We start from the raw sequence: 17,043 nt of genomic DNA, 5'->3' as shown, positions 1-17,043 counted from the left end.
CGCCCGCCGCAGTGAAATAGGTTGCTCGGCGAGGTTGGCCCTTGGAGGGCGCGATGACGGTGATCCTGATCCTGCTCTGCCTGGCGATCGCGGGCCGGGAGGTGTACCTGGCGTTCGACCGGAGGCGGACGGCGGGCGCGCCCGAGATCGCCGACATCCGCACCCAGCTCGCCGCGCTCAAGGGCACCCGCGACGAGCTGGCGCAGTTCCGCTCCGCGCAGCGCGAGCGGCTGGAGCGCCTCGGCGCCGACCAGGCCGCGGAGGTCGCGCGGCTCACCGCCGGGCAGGAGCGCCAGGACGAGTCGCTGCGCGCGGCCGACGCCCGGATCGGCTCGCTCGTCGAGCAGATCAACGACCGGATGGTGCCGGAGGTCAACGAGCGGCTGACCGCCCAGAAGGCCGCCCTCGACCGGCTCGCCGCCGACGTCGCCGCGCTCCGCGCCCACCTGGTCGGGCGGCTCGACCAGGCCGTCGCCGCCTCCCTCGGCGCCGAGCCCGCCGACCTGGTCGCCGGGACCCTCGCCGCCGCCCCCGAGGACGCCCGGACCGCGCTGGCCGGCCCGTTCGACCGGTTCCTGGAGCGGTACGGGCTGTGGAGCGAGCTGACCGACCGGGACCGCCACTACCTGTCCGGCCGCAGCCCCCGCGGCCTCGAACGGGACTTCATCGACCTGCTGGCCGCGCTCCGGGGCGGCTGCCGGGAGTCCGCCGCGGAGGCCGGGGCCCTGCTGGACGCGGTGCGCGCCGCCCGCGAGGCCGTCGTGCAGACCGGGCCGCTGGTGATCGTCCGCACGTCCGGGGCGCTGCTGTGCGGCGTGCTGCCGCTCGCCGAGCTGCGCCTCCCCGAGACCGCCGGGCTGCTGGACGAGCCGTCCCGCGCCGCCGACCGCCTGCGCCGCCTCCCCGCCGGCCGCCTCTTCGACGCGTCCTAGCGGGAGGTCCAGGTGAAGCGGGGCGGGCGGCGTTCCAGGAAGGCGGCGATGCCCTCGGCGACCTCGCCGCGCGCCGCGACCTCCTCCAGCCAGCCGCGCATCTTCTCCTCCACCGGGCCGTCCGCGGCGATGGCGTCCACGATGTCCTTGGTCGCCTGCTGGGTGAGCAGCGACCGGGACGCGAGGGTCGCGGCGAACGCGGCGACCCGGGCCGGCAGGTCGCCGGCGATCTCGTCCAGCAGGCCGATCCGCAGCGCGTGGCCGGCGTCGACGAGGTCGGCCGAGTACAGCAGGTACTTCGCGGCGGACGGCCCCACCAGCCGGACGAGCCGGGCCGTCGCGGCGGCCGGGTACACGATGCCGAGCTTGGCGGGGGTGATCCCGAACCGGGCGTCCGCCGCCGCGAACCGCAGGTCGCACGCCGCCGCGAGCTGGCAGCCGCCGCCGACGCAGAACCCCTCGATCGCCGCCAGGGTCGGCTTCGGGAACGCGGCGAGGGCCCGTTCCGCGACCGTCGACAGGTGCGAGTCGTCGTCGCGGTGGATGTCGGGGAGCTCGGCGATGTCGGCGCCCGCGCAGAAGTTCCCGCCCGCCCCGGTCAGCACCACGACCCGGACCCCCGGATCGGCCGCCAGCCCGTCCAGCGTCGGCGGCAGCGCCCGCCACATGTCCGCCGACATGGCGTTCCGCTTCTCCGGGCGGTCGATGGTTATCGTTCCCACGCCCCCGGCGACCTCGCACCGCACCCCGCCGCCCATGGCCCTCCCTCGCCGCACCGGGGCATCATCGTACGGACCCGGCGGCAGGGCCGGTCCTCCGCCCCGGGGACGACGCGAATCCCACCGCGGATACTCCGTCCGGATGGATTAGGGTCACCCCCTGTGAGGGAGGAATTCTGGGGACGTCCGCCGGATTGTAGACAGATGAGGGGTCTTCGACCCTGAAACGGAGCTCGCGGTGCAACAGAGTGCACACGCCTTGTGGACGATCAACCTGGACGACCCGCTGGCCGGCGCGCCCGACATGGCCGGGGCCAAGGCGTCCGACCTGTCGCGCGCGGCGCGGCACGGGATGCCGGTGCCGCCCGGGTTCGTGATCCCCGTGCAGTGCCTCCTGAGCGCGGAGCGCTACCGGAACACCGGCGAGCTGCGGAAGGCATGGGCCCGCCTCAGCCGGAACGGCGAGCGGCCGCTCGCGGTCCGCTCCTCGTCCACGCACGAGGAGGGGGCCGAGGGCCGGTACGTGTCCGCCCTGGACGTCAGGGGCTGGCCGGGGTTCCTGAAGGCCGTGACGGGCGTGGTGGCCTCCGCCACCGGGCCCGCGACCACCGCGATCCTCGTCCAGCCCCAGCTGGACCTGGTGTCGGGCGGAGTGCTGTTCGGCGCCGACCCGCTGGACCGGCGCGGCGACCGCGTGGTCGTCTCGGCCGCGGCCGGCGGCCCGCGCGCGATCCGCGACAGCGAGGCCGCCACCCGCTACGCCCTCAACCGGCGCGGCAAGGTCATGAGCGTGGAGCGCGACGGCGGCGGCCCGGAGGAGGAGCCGCTCACCCGGCAGCAGCTGCGGGCGCTGGTCAAGCTGGCCGCGCGCGCCACGGCCCTGTTCGGCGGCCCGCAGGAGATCGAGTTCGGCTTCGACGCCGAGGGCGCCCTCTGGCTCCTGCAGACCCGCCCGCTGTCGTCCCTCACCCTGCCCCGCGCCCGCCGCTCCGCCAGCTGACCCGGCGCCCCTCCGATCCCGCGGCCCGGGGCCGGATGTGGCCGCAGCCGGCCGGGATCCGGCGGAACCGCGCGTGTGACTCCCGAGTCAGACGTGGCGGTAAACGTCGGAAGGGTGCGCGTCGGACGCACCCGCGGGCCGAGGAGCTGCTCCGTGCGGGAAAGCCGCTTGATCACGCGTATCGCCATCGGCGCCGGGGTCGCCGGCCTCGCGGTCTCGATGACCGGCTGCAAGAGCGGCTCGCACAAGGCCGCCGCGCGCACGAAGCCGTCCGCGCACGGGGCGACGGCGGTGCCGGTCTCGGCGAACTGGTCGCTGAAATGCACCGATCCCCAGGGCGACGTGACCTCGCACGGGTCGCGGAACGCGGCGCCCGCGTGGAGCGACCTCACCTCGGTCGCGTGGGAACGCGAGCCCGGCCTGGTCCGGGTGGCCTTCACGACGGCCGGGCCGCTCTCCCTGGCCCAGCCGGGGAAGGCCACCTACACCACGGTCGTCCGGGCCGGGCTGAGGACGGCGCGGGTGGACGCCGCCCTCAGCGGCGGCGACTGGCGCGTCACCAGCGGCTCCGGCGACGAGAAGAAGGAGCTCGCCGCGGCCCCGTCCATCGAGGACGGCGCGGTCCTGCTGAACCTGCCGGGGCGGCTGCCCGCCGGCGACGGCACGATCGACATGGGCAAGAAGGTCGACGTGTCGGCCTCGGCGGAGATCGAGGCCGACGGCGGCGTGTACGAGGACGCCGACTGCGGCGCGTCCGCCCCGAACAACAGGCGGAAGCGGCACTACATCGCGTTCCCCGTGGAGCGCGACACGCCCACCCCGTGGCGGACGACGCCGCGCTGGAAGGCGAAGAAGACCGGCAAGCCCGCGTCCCGGCCGACGGCGCCGGTCGCGGAGCCCACGCACGCCAGCACGCCGTCCGGGCCGCGCCCCACCAGCCGGCCGCGGACCCCGTCCAAGCCCCGGACGCATCGGTGACCTTGGGGAATGCGCGAACGCCTCCCGGTGCTGTACTGTCTAGGCAGCGTCTTTGATTTCCCGCACTGAGCGGTTGAGGCGCCTTTCTTCCCCGCCCGGGCCATCTGAGCGCCCGGTGACCCCCGTCCGGACGCCCCGACGAGCGTCCCGGACCGTCGCAAGGGAGCCGTCGACAGCCCGGTGAACCGAGCTGCATTCCTCGCATTCTCCTCGCGCACGAGCCGCGGGTTCCGCCGCCGTACGCGGGGTTCGACTCCAGGGGGCGCGGCGCCTTCCGTGCCGTCCTGAGAAGGGACCCGTATGTCCACTCCCACACTCACCACCGAACGCCGTCCCGCCGAGGGCAGGGCGCACGCCGTGCCGGCGGCGCGCAAGAGCGCGCAGCAGGCGCGGCGGCCCGCCGCCGACGACCAGCCGGCGGTCCCGTTCCACGGGATCCTCGCCGTCCAGGACAAGCACGCGTTCGTCCGCACGTCCGGCTACCTGCCCGGCAACGACGACATCCACGTCTCGCTGGCCCAGGTCAAGACGTACAACCTGCGTCCCGGCGACGCCGTCGCCGGGACCGCCCGCCCGCCGAAGAGCGGCCGGGAGAAGTTCGGCGCGCTCGCCACCGTCGAGTCGGTGAACGGGCTGCCGCCCGCGCAGGCCGCCGACCGCCCCGAGTTCGGCAAGCTGACGCCGCTGTTCCCGGACGACCGGCTGCGCCTCGACACCGGCCCGCTCGCGACCCGCGTCATCGACCTGGTCGCGCCGATCGGCAAGGGCCAGCGCGGGCTGATCGTCTCGCCGCCGAAGGTCGGCAAGACGATGGTGCTCCAGGCCCTCGCGAACGCGATCAGCACCAACAACCCCGAGGTGCACCTCATGGTGGTGCTCATCGACGAGCGCCCCGAAGAGGTCACCGACATGCAGCGGACGATCCGCGGCGAGGTGATCCACTCGACGTTCGACCGGCCCGCGCAGGAGCACACCGCGCTGGCCGAGCTGGCCGTCGAGCGCGCCAAGCGGCTCGTCGAGCAGGGCCACGACGTGGTCATGCTGCTCGACTCGATCACCCGGCTGGGCCGCGCCTACAACCTCGCGGCGCCCTCCAGCAGCCGCATCCTCGCCGGCGGCGTCGCGACCACCGCGATCTACCCGCCGAAGAAGTTCTTCGGCGCCGCCCGCAACATCGAGAACGGCGGTTCGCTGACCATCCTCGCGACCGCGCTGGTGGAGACCGGCTCCCGGATGGACGACGTGTTCTTCGAGGAGTACAAGGGCACCGGCAACATGGAGCTGAAGCTCGACCGCGGCCTCGCGGACCGGCGGGTCTTCCCCGCCGTCGACATCGAGGCGTCCGGCACCCGCCGCGACGAGCTGCTGATGTCGCCCGAGGAGCTGGCGCTCACCTGGCGGCTGCGCCGCGCCCTGCAGGGGCTGGAGCGGCAGCAGGCCATCGAGCAGCTCCTGGAGAAGATGAAGGGCACCTCGTCGAACGCCGAGTTCCTGCTCCGCCTCCAGAAGAGCCTCTAGTCCCGGACCTCTAGTTCCGGTCGGGCCGGAACGTCCTGAGGATCCGGTCGTAGAGCCGCTGCCCCGGCGTCCAATGCGCATCGGGCGTGGAGAAGCAGAATTCGTATCCGGCGGCGCGGCTGCACAGCACGTGCTCCCCGCCATGCGCGCCGCCCGGCTCGCCATTCCAGCCGAACTCCCATTCCGCGGCGTTCTCGCCGAGTTCCGGAACGGCCTCGAGCCGCAGCCGGCGATAACCGGGATAAAGGCGCTCGGCGACGGCTCTCCGCTCGTCCGTGCGGAGCCCGTCCAGTGCGGCGCCCGGCGCCGGGGAGACGCGCAGCCCGCGCCCGGACGCCCGGTCGTCCCATTCCATGACGCCGTCGCGCCGTTCGCTCTGCCAGCCGGCCGGAACGCGGATCGAATAGGCGCCCGCCTCGGTGTACCTCACCATTTTCGTGACGACGCCCGCCGCCGGGCGCAAGGCCACGGCGTCGCTTTTGCCGACGGAATTCCACCGCGCCGTCCAGGTGCCCACGCCGGCCGCGACCACCGCCAGCACCGCCACGCTGAGCACGGCGCCGGGCCGCAGCCGCCGCCCGAGCGGCGCCGGCAGCCGCAGCGCCCGCCGGACCCGCGCGGCGCGCGGCGGTTTCGGCCGCTCCCGCTTCGCCGGGGCGACCAGGACGGCGGCCGTCGCCCCGCCCGGCTCCCCGTCGGCGACCTCCGCCAGCATCCGCGCGGTCGCCTCGGCCGACAGCCGGTCCTCGGGGCGCTCGCGCAGCAGCCCCTCGATCACCGGGGCGAGCGCGCCCGCCCGGACGGGCGGCGCGTAGTCGCCGAGCAGCACCGCGACCATCGACGCGAGTGCGTGGCAGCGCAGGAACGGGGAGAACCCCTCGACGGCGGTGTAGAGCGTCACACCGAGCGACCACAGGTCCGACGCCTCGACGCTCGCCCGCCCGTGCACCCGCTCGGGCGCCAGGTAGGCGGGCGATCCCTCGATGCCCGCGGCCATCGTCTCGGCCTGCAGCGCGGCGCCGCGGCCCCGGTCGGTGTGCAGGGCGAGGCCGAAGTCGGTGAGCAGGACGCGGCCGTCGTCGCAGATCAGCACGTTGCTCGGCTTCACGTCGCGGTGCAGGATGCCGGCCGCGTGCGCGGCGCGCAGCACCGACAGCACCGCCGCGCCGATCCGCGCCGTCCGCCGCACGCCGAGCGGGCCGCCCTCGCCGACCAGCCGGTGCAGCGAGCACGACGGCAGGAACTCCATCACGATCCACGGGCGGCCGTCCTCGACGAGGACGTCGTGGACGGCGGCGACGCCGGGATGCCGGAGCGCCGCGGTGGCCCGCGCCTCGGCGAGCAGCCGCCGGCACAGCGCCTTGCGCTCGGTCTCGGTGATGCGGCCGGGAAGGCGGACCTGCTTGACCGCCACGTCCCGGTCGAGCATCTCGTCGTAGGCGCGCCAGACCGTGCCCATTCCGCCTCGGCCGACCACGGAGAGCAGGCGGTACCGCTGTGCGAGCGGTATCGGCCGGTCCCCGTTCATGGGGACGTTATGCGCCCGAAAGCACCCGGGCACGCCCGCCCGCCGTCAATGCTTTCTTGACCGCTTCCCGGCGCGTCGCTGGTGGCGCCGGCGGCGTTCTCCGGAAAGGGTTAGGCAAAGACGGATTTCGCCCACTTGTAGTCCGACTTTCCGACGGCGGTGCGCTGCACCTCGTCGACCACCTTGAGCTCGCGCGGCAGTTTGTAGCCGGCGAGGCGGCCGCGGCAGTGCTCGGCCAGCTCGTCCAGCGAGATCGCCGCGCCGGGGCGCGGCGCGACGACGGCGGCGACGCGCTGCCCGAACCGCTCGTCCGGCAGGCCGACGACGACCGCGTCGTAGACGTCCGGGTGGTCCTTCAGCGCGACCTCGACCTCCTCCGGGTACACCTTCTCGCCGCCGGTGTTGATCATGAGGGAGCCGCGGCCGAGCAGGGTGATCGTGCCGTCCTCCTCCAGGCTCGCGAAGTCGCCGGGGATGGACCAGCGGGTGCCGTCCGCGTCGGTGAAGAACGTCGACGCGGTCTTCTGCGGGTCGTTGTAGTAGCCGATCGGGATGTGCCCGCTGCGCGCGAGCTTGCCGATCCGGCCGGGCTCGACCACCTTCAGGTCGTCGTCCAGGACCGTGATGCCCGGCTTCATCATGAACCGGGCGGTGCCCTCCTTGGCGTCGACGGACGGCCCGCACGCGCCGGTCTCGGACGCGCCGTAGTTGTCGAGGAACATGACGTTCGGCAGGTGCTCCTGGAGGGCCGTCTTGGCGCCCTCGGTGAGCGGCGCGCCGCCCGAGGCGATCGCCATCAGCGACGACGTGTCGTGCTCGCCGGACGCCAGGGCCTGCGCCACCGGGCGCGCCATCACGTCGCCGACCAGCATCAGCACGTTCGCCTGCTCCTCGGCGAGCAGCGCCAGCGCCTTCTCGGCGTCGAACGCGTGGTCGGTGTACAGGACGACCTTCGCGCCGGTGAACAGGCCCATGAACGCGACCCACTGGCCGGCGCCGTGCATGACCGGCGCGCAGTCGAGCACGGCCATCGACGGCTGCTCGGCGTTCGCCGCGAGCGCCTCGGGGCTGGTGATCGGGTCGCCGAGGGCGTTGCCGCCGCCGAGCGCGCCGAAGAAGATGTCCTCGCAGCGCCACTCGACGCCCTTGGGGTAGCCGGTGGTGCCGCCGGTGTACATGATGTAGCGGTCGTCGCTGGAGCGCTCCGGGAAGTCGTTGCCGCCCCCGGCTCCGGCGAGGGCCTCCTCGTACGCGACGGCGCCCGGGATGTCCGCGGACGAGCCGTCCTCCAGGACGACGACGTGCCGCAGCTTCGGCAGGTCGCCGCGGATCTCCTCGACCTTCTCCAGCAGCGAACGCTCCCCGATGAGCGCGACCGAGTCGGAGTCGGACAGCACGTGGTGCAGCTCGGCGGCCACGTACCGGTAGTTCACCGGGATCGGCACCGCGCTGATCTTGAAGGCGCCGATCATCGCCTCGATCCACTCCGCCCGGTTGTAGGCGAGGATCGCGACGTGCTCGCCCGCCCGGACGCCCGCGGCGGCGAGGTGGTGGCCGACCCGGCTCGCCCGCTCGTCGAGCTGCGCGTAGGTGCGCCGCTCGGTCCCGGCGACGAGGGCGGGGCGCTCGGGCCCCGCCGCCGCGAGGATTTCGAGAAGATCGGCCAGGTTGTAGCTGCGCGCCATGCCACGTCCTCGGAGGTCGGGGTGGGTGGGGACGCCTCCGATCATCCTCGGCGACCGGCGACGGGCTCAATGCCTGTTGGCGTCCGGTCCAATGAGATCAGTCACACGCCGCCGGATCCGGCCACGCCGGGGCTTCTTACACCGGTCTTATCTGGGTACCGGCATGCTTGGCCGTAACGATTTCGTATCAGACGGGGGTCGTGGTGAGCGCAGGCACGATGGCGTGGACTCCTCCAACGTGGGAGGAGATCGTCACCGAGCACTCCACAAGGGTGTTCCGGCTGGCGTACCGCCTAACCGGCAACCGGCACGACGCCGAGGACCTGACCCAGGACGTGTTCATCCGGGTCTTCCGCTCGCTGTCGTCCTACAGTCCCGGCACGTTCGAGGGCTGGCTGCACCGCATCACCACCAACCTCTTCCTGGACCGCGCCCGCCGCAAGCAGCGCATCCGCTTCGACGCGCTCGGCGACGACGCCGCCGAGCGGCTCCAGGGCCGCGAGCCGAGCCCGGCCCAGTCCTACGACGAGCGCCACCTCGACGCCGACATCCAGAAGGCCCTGGACGGCCTCGCCCCCGAGTACCGCGCCGCCGTCGTGCTCTGCGACATCGAGGGCCTCACCTACGAGGAGATCTCCGCGTCCCTCGGGGTGAAGCTCGGCACCGTCCGCTCCCGCATCCACCGGGGCCGCGCCCAGCTGCGCATCGCGCTGGAGCACCGCCGGCCGGCCGAGGTGACGCCGACCTGACCGCGCCGCCCGGCGGCGGGCACGTGACGAGCATCACTAGTGACCCGCGAGTAACTTCAGGCCTACCCTCGCCGCGTGGACATCGTCTTCGACCGCCGCGGCGAAGGCCCGCCGCTGGTCCTGCTGCACGGCATCGGCCACCGCCGGCAGGGCTGGTCCCCCGTCATGGACCTGCTCGCCGCCGAACGCGACGTCATCGCCGTCGACCTGCCCGGCTTCGGGGAGTCCCCGCCGCTGCCCGCCGGCACCCCCTACACCCTCGACTCCGCCCTCACCGTCCTCGCCGGGGCGTTCGCCGAGCTCGGCCTGGACCGGCCGCACATCGCGGGCAACTCCCTCGGCGGCCTGTTCGCCCTGGAGGCCGCCGACCGCGGCCTGGTCAGCTCCGCGACGGCGCTGTCCCCGGCCGGCTTCTTCAACGCCGCCGAGCTGCGCTACGCGGCCTCGGTGCTGCGCGCGTCCCGGCTCGCGGCCCGCGTCCCCGACGGCCTCCTCGCCGCGCTGGCCCGCTCCCCGCGCCGCCGCACGGCCATGTTCGGCATGATCTACGGCCGTCCCGACCTGATGGACGCGGCGGCCCTCGCCGGTGACGCCCGCGCCCTGCGCGACGCCGCGGGCTTCGCGCCCACCCTCCGCGCGGGCCGCACCACCCGCTTCGCCGGCTCCTGCGCGGACGTCCCCGTCACCATCGGCTGGGGCACCAAGGACCGCCTGCTGCTGCGCGGCCAGGCCGTCCGCGCCCAGCGCCGCCTCCCGCACGCCCGGTTCGTCTGGCTGGAGGGCTGCGGCCACGTCCCCATGTCCGACGACCCGCCGCAGGTCGCCCGCGTCCTGCTGGACGGCAGCGCCCACCCGCTCATCGGCGCCCGCCCGGAGGCCGCCGCGTCCTAGGGCCGCTAGGGCCGGCCTTCACGCGGCCGGGAACAAGGGACGGTTGACATGTGTTTGAGCTTTCAACTAACCTCGACATAGTCGTTGAAGTTTCAAGCACCTACGCACTGGAGACGTCAATGAGCATCGCCACCGTCGCCCCGGGCCTGACCACCGGCACCTGGAACATCGACCCGACCCACTCCGAGGTCACCTTCACGATCCGGCACCTGATGACCAAGGTGCGCGGCTCCTTCACCGAGTTCTCCGGCGCCGTGCAGATCGCCGACGACCTCGCCGGCTCGTCCGCGACCGCCGAGATCAAGATGGCCTCGATCGACACCCGCAACGCCGACCGCGACGCGCACGTGCGGCAGGCGGACGTGCTGGACGTCGAGAACCACCCGACCATGACCTTCAACGCCACCGGCGTGCGCACCGAGGGCGGCGAGTACTACCTGGACGGCGACCTGACCATCCGCGGGATCACCCGCCCGGTCTCCCTCACGGTCGAGTTCAACGGCGTCGCCGAGGACCCGTGGGGCGGCACCCGCGCCGGGTTCTCCGCCGGGACCACGATCAACCGCAAGGACTGGGGCATCGAGTTCAACGTGCCCCTGAAGGGCGAGGGCGCTCTGCTGGGCGACAAGGTCGACCTCCAGCTGGAGATCCAGGCCGTCCGCGCCTGAGGACTTCCTCCCCGGCACCCGCCCCGCACGGGCGCCGGCCCGGGAAAGGGCCGTTCACCATGGGGGGACGGCCCTTTCCCTATGCCTCGGGCGGGGCGAGGGGCAGGCGCAGGACGAACCGGGCGCCGCGCGGGTCGTCCTCGACGCGCAGCGTGCCGCCGTGCGCCTGCGCGATCTCGCGGGCGATGGCCAGCCCCAGGCCGGTGCCCCCGGCGCCGCGGCTGCGCGCGGAGTCCAGCCGGGTGAAGCGCTCGAAGACGCGCTCTCGGTCCGGCGGGGCGATGCCGACGCCGTCGTCGGTCACGGTGAGCAGCACGTGGTCGTGGTCCGGGAACGTCTCCACGGCGATGACCCGGTCGGCGTACCGCTCGGCGTTGTCCAGCAGGTTGCCCAGCAGCCGGACGAGCTGCATCCGCACCCCGCGCACCGTCACCCCGTCCGCGAGCTCCTTCTCGATCTTCACCTGGAAGGTGCGGCGGCCGAGCTCGGCGGCGGCCAGCGCCGACAGGTCGATCGGCTCCTGCGCGACCGTCCCGCCCGTCCCGATCCGGGCGAGCAGCAGCAGGTCGGTGACGATGGACTCCAGCCGGTCGGTGTCGCGCAGCGCCTGCTCCACGACGGCGGGCAGGTCGTTGTCCTCGGGGTGCATCGAGGCGTCCTCGAGGTTGGCGCGCAGGCCCGCGATCGGGGTGCGCAGCTCGTGCGAGGCGTCCGAGGCGAACTGGCGCTGCCGCCCGACCGCCGACTCCAGCCGGTCGAGCGTCGCGTTGGCGGTGCGGGCGAGCTGGGCGATCTCGTCCTCGCCGGCCGTCTCGGGCACCCGGCGGCTGAGGTCGGTGGCGCTGATCTCGGCGAGCTGGGCGCGGATCGCCTCGACGGGGGCGAGCGTGCGGCCGACGACCCGCCAGGTGATCCGGGCCGCGAGCCCGGCGAGAGCCGCGACAGCGGCCGCGAGCACCCCCTCCAGCAGCCCGTTGACCAGGTAGGACGGCACCGGCTCCAGCGCGTACACCACCACCGAGTCGGGCGCGGTGGTGGCGCGGATCGCCTCGGCGACATGGCACCGCCGGTTCGGCCAGCGGCCCCGGCACTCGGTGTAGTCGCGCACCCGAAGGCCGGCGGACGGCCAGAGCCGGCTGACCGGCGGACGTCCCGCCGCCGCCGGCGTGGCCTCCCGTACGCGCCAGCCCGGCTCGACGACCTGCACCAGCATGCGGCCGCCGGTGTCGTCGGGGATCGGGCCGCGCAGCGTGCCGTCGCGGACGCCGCCGCTGACCCGCCGCGCGACCACCTGGGTGCTCCGCAGCAGGTCGGACTTGACGATCGTGCGGACGGCGACGTCGATGCCGACCGCGGTGACGCCCCAGACGAGGGCGGCGATGACGGCGGCGACGAGGGTGTCCCTGGCCCTGATGGACCGGGGGCGCATCCGCATGGGCCGCTCCGTCCGTCGCGCGGCGCCGCCCGGGGGGTGCGCCGCCGTGCCCGGCGGCGACGGTGGGCCTCGCCGTCCATCACAGAGTGTCACGAGACCCCCGGTGGCCGACACAGGTTACCGGCCAGTCACTAAACGTGGCCCGAAACCACCGGCCGGGTTTTCAGCCCCCTCTGCCGGGACATCCCGTTTTATGACGGTTCCTCTGGAGCACAGGGACGGACACATGGGCAGGGACGTGGCCTCGGTCACCATCAGCGGCGAGGACCGCCGGCGCTACCGCGACAAGGTCCGCAGGTGCCTGGACGTACTGGCCCGCATGCTGGGCGAATCCCAGTTCGACTTCGAACGCCCGCACATCGGCCTGGAGATCGAGCTCAACCTGATCGACGAGCTCGGCGACCCGCTGATGCGCAACGCCGACGTGCTGAAGGCCATCGCCGACCCGGCCTGGGACACCGAGCTCGGCCAGTTCAACCTGGAGATCAACATCCCGCCGCGCGAGCTGGGCGGCGAGGGCACCGGCGAGCTGGAGGCCGAGGTCCGCGACCACCTCGGGCACGCCGAGGTCCGGGCCGGCGAGGTCGGCGGCGAACTCATCATGATCGGGGTGCTCCCGACCCTGCGGCGCAGCGACATCGGCGAGGAGACGCTCTCCTCCAACGCCCGCTACAAGATGCTCAACGACCAGATCTTCCGCGCGCGCGGCGAGGAGATGCACATCGAGATCGACGGCCCCGAGCCGCTGCGCATGCACACCGACACCATCCTCCCCGAGGCCGCCTGCACGAGCGTCCAGTTCCACCTCCAGGTCAGCCCCGACGAGTTCGGCGCCTACTGGAACGCCGCGCAGGCCGTCGCCGGCGCGCAGGTCGCCATGGCCGCCAACTCGCCCTTCCTGTTCGGGCACCGGCTCTGGCAGGAGACCCGCATCACCCTGTTCGAGCAGGCCACCGACACCCGCCCCGACGAGCTGAAGACCCAGGGCGTCCGGCCCCGCGTGTGGTTCGGCGAACGCTGGATCACCTCCGTCTTCGACCTGTTCGAGGAGAACACCCGCTACTTCCCCTCGCTCCTGCCGCTGTGCGACGACGAGGACCCCCTCGCGGTCCTCGACGACGGCGGCATCCCCGAACTGGGCGAGCTGACCCTGCACAACGGCACCATCTACCGCTGGAACCGCCCGATCTACGCCGTCGTCAAGGGCCGCCCGCACCTGCGCATCGAGAACCGCGTCCTGCCCGCCGGGCCGTCCGTCGCCGACGTCGTCGCCAACGGCGCCTTCTACTACGGCGTCGTCCGCATGCTCGCCGAGCAGGACCGGCCCGTCTGGACGCGGATGTCCTTCAACACCGCCGAGGAGAACCTGCACCGCGCCGCCCGCGACGGCCTCGACTCCACCCTCTACTGGCCCGGCGTCGGCGAGGTCCCCGCCTCCGAGCTCATCCTCCGCAAGCTGCTCCCGCTCGCCCACGAGGGCCTCGACCGGTGGGGCGTCGACCCGGCCCGCCGCGACCGGCTCCTCGGCATCATCGAGCGCCGCTGCGTCACCGGCCAGACCGGCGCCGCGTGGCAGATCGCCACCGTGGCCTCCATCGAGGAGTCCACCGCCGCCCCGCGCCACGAGGCCCTCCGCCTCATGACCCGCCGCTACGTCGAGAACATGCGCTCCAACGCCCCCGTGCACCTGTGGTGACACCCGCGCCCCAGGGTCGGCCTGTCGACCGTGACGGGGGTTCCAGGGGGTCGCCCCCTGGATGAACACAGGATCTGCACATGTCGGGCACGGTGTGGTCGTTCCGCGTGCCTAGAGTGCGCGTGTGAGTGAGACGCGGATCCTGGTGGTGGAGGACGAGCCGACGATCGCGCGGGCGGTGGCGGACCGGCTGGCGGCCGAGGGGTTCGCGGTGGAGACGGCGGCCGACGGGCCGTCCGCCGTGGAGCGGGCGCGCGCGTACGAGCCGCACCTCGTCGTGCTGGACGTGATGCTGCCCGGGTTCGACGGCCTGGAGGTGTGCCGGCGCGTGCAGGCGGAACGCGCGGTGCCGGTATTGATGCTGACGGCGCGCGACGACGAGACGGACCTGCTCGTCGGGCTCGGCGTCGGCGCCGACGACTACGTGACGAAGCCGTTCAGCATGCGGGAGCTGGTCGCGCGGATCCGGGCGGTGCTGCGGCGCGTCGAGCGGCCGGGCGTCGAGGCGGTGGGGCAGGGTCCGTTGCGGGCGGGGCCCGTGGAGGTCGATCAGCGGGCGCGGCGCGTCCGGCGGGACGGGCGCGAGGTGCATCTGACGCCGACGGAGTTCGACCTGCTCGCGTGCCTGGTCCGGAACCGGGGGGCGGTGCTGACGCGCGCCGTCCTGCTGGAGCAGGTGTGGGACTGGTCGGACGCGTCCGGGACGCGGGTCGTCGACAGCCATGTGAAGGCGCTGCGCCGCAAGCTCGGGCAGGGGCTCATCCGCACGGTGCACGGGGTGGGGTACAGCCTGGAGGTCGTACGGTGAGCACCGACGCGCGAGTTATCCACAGGCTGTGGACAAGGTGGCCGCGGCCCCTGGACCCGCTACGGTCGATCAAGGTGAAGTTCGGCGTCGTGGTGGTCGTGACGGCGTGCGTTGCGGTGCTGATCGTGCTGTGGGGGTATCCGCTCGGGTTCCGGGCGCGGCAGACGATGCCGGTCGGCGTGCTGATCTCGCTGGTGGTGATCCAGCTGCTCGCGCACGGGATGACGGCGCCGCTGCGGGAGATGACGGCGGCAGCGCGGGCGATGGCGCGCGGCGACTACAGCCGGCGGGTGCGGGCCACGTCGCGGGACGAGGTCGGCGAGCTGGCGCAGGCGTTCAACCGGATGGCCGCCGACCTGGCGGAGGTCGACCGGCAGCGCCGCGAGTTCGTCGCGAACGTCTCGCACGAGCTGCGGACGCCGATCAGCGCGCTGCGGGCGGTGCTGGAGAACGTGGCCGACGGCGTCACGCCCGCGACGCCGGACGTCCTGGAGTCGGCGCTCGACCAGACCGAGCGGCTCGGCCGGCTCGTCACGCAGTTGCTGGACCTGTCGCGGGTGGAGGCGGGCGCGGCGGTGCTCGACCTGGACGAACTCGACGTGGCGGCGTTCGTCGGCGACGTGACGGCGGAGGCCGCGGCGGGCCACCCGGACGCGCTGTTCGAGGCGGACGTCGCGCCGGGCCTGCACGCGACCGCCGACCGCGACCGGCTGCACCAGGTCGTCGCGAACCTGCTGGACAACGCGGTGAGGCACGGCCCGGCGGGCCGTCCGGTGACGGTGACGGCGCGGCCGGGCCCGGGGCCCGGCGGGCTGGTCATCGAGGTCGCCGACGAGGGGCCGGGCATCCCGCCGGAGGAGCGGGCGCGGGTGTTCGAGCGGTTCTCGCGCGGCGCGGCCGGCGGCCAGGCCGGGACGTCCGGCGGCGGGACGGGCCTCGGCCTCGCCATCGCCAACTGGGCGACGGAGCTGCACGGCGGCGACATCACCGTCCTGGACACGGCCGAGGGCTGCCGCATCCGCGTCGTCCTGCCCGGCGCCGGGGTCAGGCCTGTTCGTGGAGGGTGAGGAGGGTGAACGCGGCGACCGTGGAGTCGTCGGTGACGCGGCCGTCGCGGATCATCGCGGCGAACTCGGCGCGCGGCACCCAGCGCTGCCGCATGTCCTGCTCCTCGGGCTCGCGGTCGGCCTCGCCCGCCTTGAGGCCGGTGGCGAGGAAGACGTCGAAGCCCTGGCCGCTCGTCCCGTGCGAGCAGTTCAGGTGGCCGAGGTGGGTGAGGGCGCCGGCGCGCAGACCGGTCTCCTGGGCGAGCTCGATGCGGGCGAGCTCCTCGGGTTCGGCGCTCCGCCGGTCCGGCAGCGAGCCCTGCGGGAAGCTCCAGGTGCGCTTCCCGATCGGGTACCGGAACTCCTCGACCATGTGGAAGCCGTCGCCCTCGACCGGGATGACCAGCGCGAAGTCGGGTTTCTCGATGATGCCGTAGATGCCGCGCGAGCCGTCCAGGCGCTCGACCTCGTCCTCGCGGACGAGCATCCACGGGTTCTCGTAGACGACCCGCGAGCCGACGCGGCGGACGGCGGGCTCGTGCTCTTCGCTCATCTTCAGGCTCCCGGGCCGTAGCGGTAGACGAGTTCGTGCCGGTCGCCCACCACGACGCGGTGGGTGACCTCGACGACGCGGCCGCCGGCGTCGGTGCCGCGCCGCCACAGCGTGAGGACGGGCTGCTCGGGGCCGATGCGCAGCGTGTCCTGCTCGTCGGGGCGGGGCAGCCGGCAGGTGACGGTCTCCTCGAAGGCGACGCGGTGCCCCGCCTCCTCCAGCCGCGAGTAGATGCCGCCCGGCCCGGTGTCGATCTCGCGCAGCCGGGGGATCGCGTCGACGATGTCGAGGATCACCCAGGTGGTGGCGGTCTGCACGGGCGGCTCGCCCTCGACGCCCTGGACGCGCGCCCGCTCCAGCACCCGCGTGCCCGGCGGGACGTCCAGGTGCCGCGCGAGCCGCTCGCCGGCCTCGACCTCGGCGACGGTGGTGCGGGTGAACGGGCGGCGGCCGTCCTTCTGCGCGGACACGTGGAAGCCGCGCCAGGCGCCGACCTGCCGGGTGATGTCGGACGCGGCGCGCCGCACCGGCGGGGCCGTCCGGACCTGGACGCCGGCGCCCTGCCGCGGCTCGACCAGCCCCTGCTCGGCGAGCATCCGCAGCGCGCGCCGGACCGTCGAGCGGTCGGCGCCGAACGCGCGGGCGAGGTCGCGCTCGGACGGCAGCCAGGCGCCCGGCTCCAGCTCGCCCTCGACGATGCGGGCGGCCAGGGCGCTGGTGATCGCCTGGGCCTTGGTGGGGGGACGCGGCATACCGGATCCTTCTCTGCTGCCTGCCGGGAAGCCTCGCAGGCATTGTGCCGAACCCGGCGCGGGAGCGCTGCCGGTCGGCCTAGGG

15 protein-coding genes and 1 pseudogene are annotated in these 17,043 nt (G+C 73.8%); 10 read left to right on the top strand and 6 right to left on the bottom strand.

The window, feature by feature from the left end; translation table 11 throughout:
* Positions 1-53 precede the first annotated feature (53 nt).
* Positions 54-932, top strand: coding sequence for a hypothetical protein (locus tag ACA514_RS31785; protein WP_375044957.1), 879 nt, complete (start codon positions 54-56; stop codon positions 930-932).
* Here the strand turns inward: ACA514_RS31785 and ACA514_RS31780 are convergent.
* Positions 929-1,654, bottom strand: a complete 726-nt coding sequence (locus ACA514_RS31780) for an enoyl-CoA hydratase/isomerase family protein (protein WP_375044956.1) — start codon at positions 1,652-1,654, stop codon at positions 929-931. The two genes, ACA514_RS31785 and ACA514_RS31780, sit on opposite strands and share 4 nt — an antisense overlap.
* A gap of 235 nt (positions 1,655-1,889) precedes the next feature.
* On the opposite strand from ACA514_RS31780, the gene ACA514_RS31775 reads away from it, so the two are divergent.
* The 3 genes and pseudogenes from ACA514_RS31775 to rho form a co-directional block, all read left to right on the top strand.
* A complete protein-coding gene (locus tag ACA514_RS31775; protein WP_375044955.1) occupies positions 1,890-2,651 on the top strand; it encodes a PEP/pyruvate-binding domain-containing protein in 762 nt (253 codons plus the stop codon).
* 168 nt (positions 2,652-2,819) lie between these two features.
* Positions 2,820-3,629, top strand: coding sequence for a hypothetical protein (locus ACA514_RS31770; RefSeq protein WP_375044954.1), 810 nt, complete (start codon positions 2,820-2,822; stop codon positions 3,627-3,629).
* A gap of 423 nt (positions 3,630-4,052) precedes the next feature.
* Positions 4,053-5,147, top strand: a pseudogene (gene rho, locus ACA514_RS31765) (transcription termination factor Rho); the annotation flags it as partial.
* 10 nt (positions 5,148-5,157) lie between these two features.
* Here the strand turns inward: rho and ACA514_RS31760 are convergent.
* Positions 5,158-6,675, bottom strand: coding sequence for a serine/threonine-protein kinase (locus ACA514_RS31760; protein WP_375044953.1), 1,518 nt, complete (start codon positions 6,673-6,675; stop codon positions 5,158-5,160).
* Between the two features lie 110 nt (positions 6,676-6,785).
* Entirely contained in the window at positions 6,786-8,360 is a 1,575-nt protein-coding gene (locus ACA514_RS31755; RefSeq protein WP_375044952.1) for an acyl-CoA synthetase, read from the bottom strand.
* Positions 8,361-8,578: 218 nt separating this feature from the next.
* Here ACA514_RS31755 and sigE point away from each other — a divergent pair, with 218 nt between their 5' ends.
* The 3 genes from sigE (at position 8,579) to ACA514_RS31740 (ending at position 10,668) form a co-directional block, all read left to right on the top strand.
* Positions 8,579-9,109 carry an RNA polymerase sigma factor SigE gene (gene sigE, locus ACA514_RS31750; RefSeq protein WP_375045054.1) on the top strand — a complete coding sequence of 177 codons (531 nt, stop codon included), beginning with the start codon at positions 8,579-8,581 and terminating at the stop codon, positions 9,107-9,109.
* Positions 9,110-9,184: 75 nt separating this feature from the next.
* Entirely contained in the window at positions 9,185-10,000 is an 816-nt protein-coding gene (locus tag ACA514_RS31745) for an alpha/beta fold hydrolase (protein ID WP_375044951.1), read from the top strand.
* A 119-nt stretch (positions 10,001-10,119) separates the two neighbouring features.
* On the top strand, positions 10,120-10,668 hold the full coding sequence (locus ACA514_RS31740; protein ID WP_375044950.1) for a YceI family protein: 549 nt from the start codon (positions 10,120-10,122) through the stop codon (positions 10,666-10,668).
* Between the two features lie 79 nt (positions 10,669-10,747).
* Here the strand turns inward: ACA514_RS31740 and ACA514_RS31735 are convergent, their stop codons facing one another.
* Positions 10,748-12,103, bottom strand: coding sequence for a sensor histidine kinase (locus ACA514_RS31735; RefSeq protein ID WP_375044949.1), 1,356 nt, complete (start codon positions 12,101-12,103; stop codon positions 10,748-10,750).
* A 226-nt stretch (positions 12,104-12,329) separates the two neighbouring features.
* On the opposite strand from ACA514_RS31735, the gene ACA514_RS31730 reads away from it, so the two are divergent.
* From ACA514_RS31730 to ACA514_RS31720, 3 genes are all read left to right on the top strand, one after another.
* Positions 12,330-13,799 (top strand): glutamate--cysteine ligase, encoded by a 1,470-nt coding sequence (locus ACA514_RS31730; protein ID WP_375044948.1) that lies wholly within the window; start codon positions 12,330-12,332, stop codon positions 13,797-13,799.
* Between the two features lie 124 nt (positions 13,800-13,923).
* Entirely contained in the window at positions 13,924-14,607 is a 684-nt protein-coding gene (locus ACA514_RS31725; protein WP_375044947.1) for a response regulator transcription factor, read from the top strand.
* Positions 14,608-14,681: 74 nt separating this feature from the next.
* Positions 14,682-15,674, top strand: coding sequence for an ATP-binding protein (locus ACA514_RS31720; RefSeq protein ID WP_375044946.1), 993 nt, complete (start codon positions 14,682-14,684; stop codon positions 15,672-15,674).
* Here ACA514_RS31720 and ACA514_RS31715 read toward each other — a convergent pair.
* Positions 15,652-16,206, bottom strand: a complete 555-nt coding sequence (locus tag ACA514_RS31715) for an NUDIX domain-containing protein (RefSeq protein WP_375044945.1) — start codon at positions 16,204-16,206, stop codon at positions 15,652-15,654. The two genes, ACA514_RS31720 and ACA514_RS31715, sit on opposite strands and share 23 nt — an antisense overlap.
* Before the next feature lie 2 nt (positions 16,207-16,208).
* The gene (locus ACA514_RS31710; RefSeq protein ID WP_375044944.1) at positions 16,209-16,958 is read right to left on the bottom strand and encodes a GntR family transcriptional regulator; all 750 of its coding nucleotides are present in this window, start codon (positions 16,956-16,958) and stop codon (positions 16,209-16,211) included.
* Positions 16,959-17,043 lie beyond the last annotated feature (85 nt).

The sequence above is a fragment of the Actinomadura sp. NTSP31 genome (genome assembly GCF_041951385.1).
GTDB classification, from domain to species: domain Bacteria; phylum Actinomycetota; class Actinomycetes; order Streptosporangiales; family Streptosporangiaceae; genus Spirillospora; species Spirillospora napierensis.
This window is presented reverse-complemented; position numbering and strand designations above follow the sequence as displayed.

Coding starts and splice junctions, on each gene's coding strand:
- ACA514_RS31785 (WP_375044957.1), top strand. CDS start 54: ATGACGGTGATCCTGATCCTGCTCTGCCTGGCGATCGCGGGCCGGGAG.
- ACA514_RS31760 (WP_375044953.1), bottom strand. CDS start 6,675: ATGAACGGGGACCGGCCGATACCGCTCGCACAGCGGTACCGCCTGCTC.
- ACA514_RS31755 (WP_375044952.1), bottom strand. CDS start 8,360: ATGGCGCGCAGCTACAACCTGGCCGATCTTCTCGAAATCCTCGCGGCG.
- sigE (WP_375045054.1), top strand. CDS start 8,579: ATGGCGTGGACTCCTCCAACGTGGGAGGAGATCGTCACCGAGCACTCC.
- ACA514_RS31740 (WP_375044950.1), top strand. CDS start 10,120: ATGAGCATCGCCACCGTCGCCCCGGGCCTGACCACCGGCACCTGGAAC.
- ACA514_RS31735 (WP_375044949.1), bottom strand. CDS start 12,103: ATGCGGATGCGCCCCCGGTCCATCAGGGCCAGGGACACCCTCGTCGCC.
- ACA514_RS31730 (WP_375044948.1), top strand. CDS start 12,330: ATGGGCAGGGACGTGGCCTCGGTCACCATCAGCGGCGAGGACCGCCGG.
- ACA514_RS31715 (WP_375044945.1), bottom strand. CDS start 16,206: ATGAGCGAAGAGCACGAGCCCGCCGTCCGCCGCGTCGGCTCGCGGGTC.
- ACA514_RS31710 (WP_375044944.1), bottom strand. CDS start 16,958: ATGCCGCGTCCCCCCACCAAGGCCCAGGCGATCACCAGCGCCCTGGCC.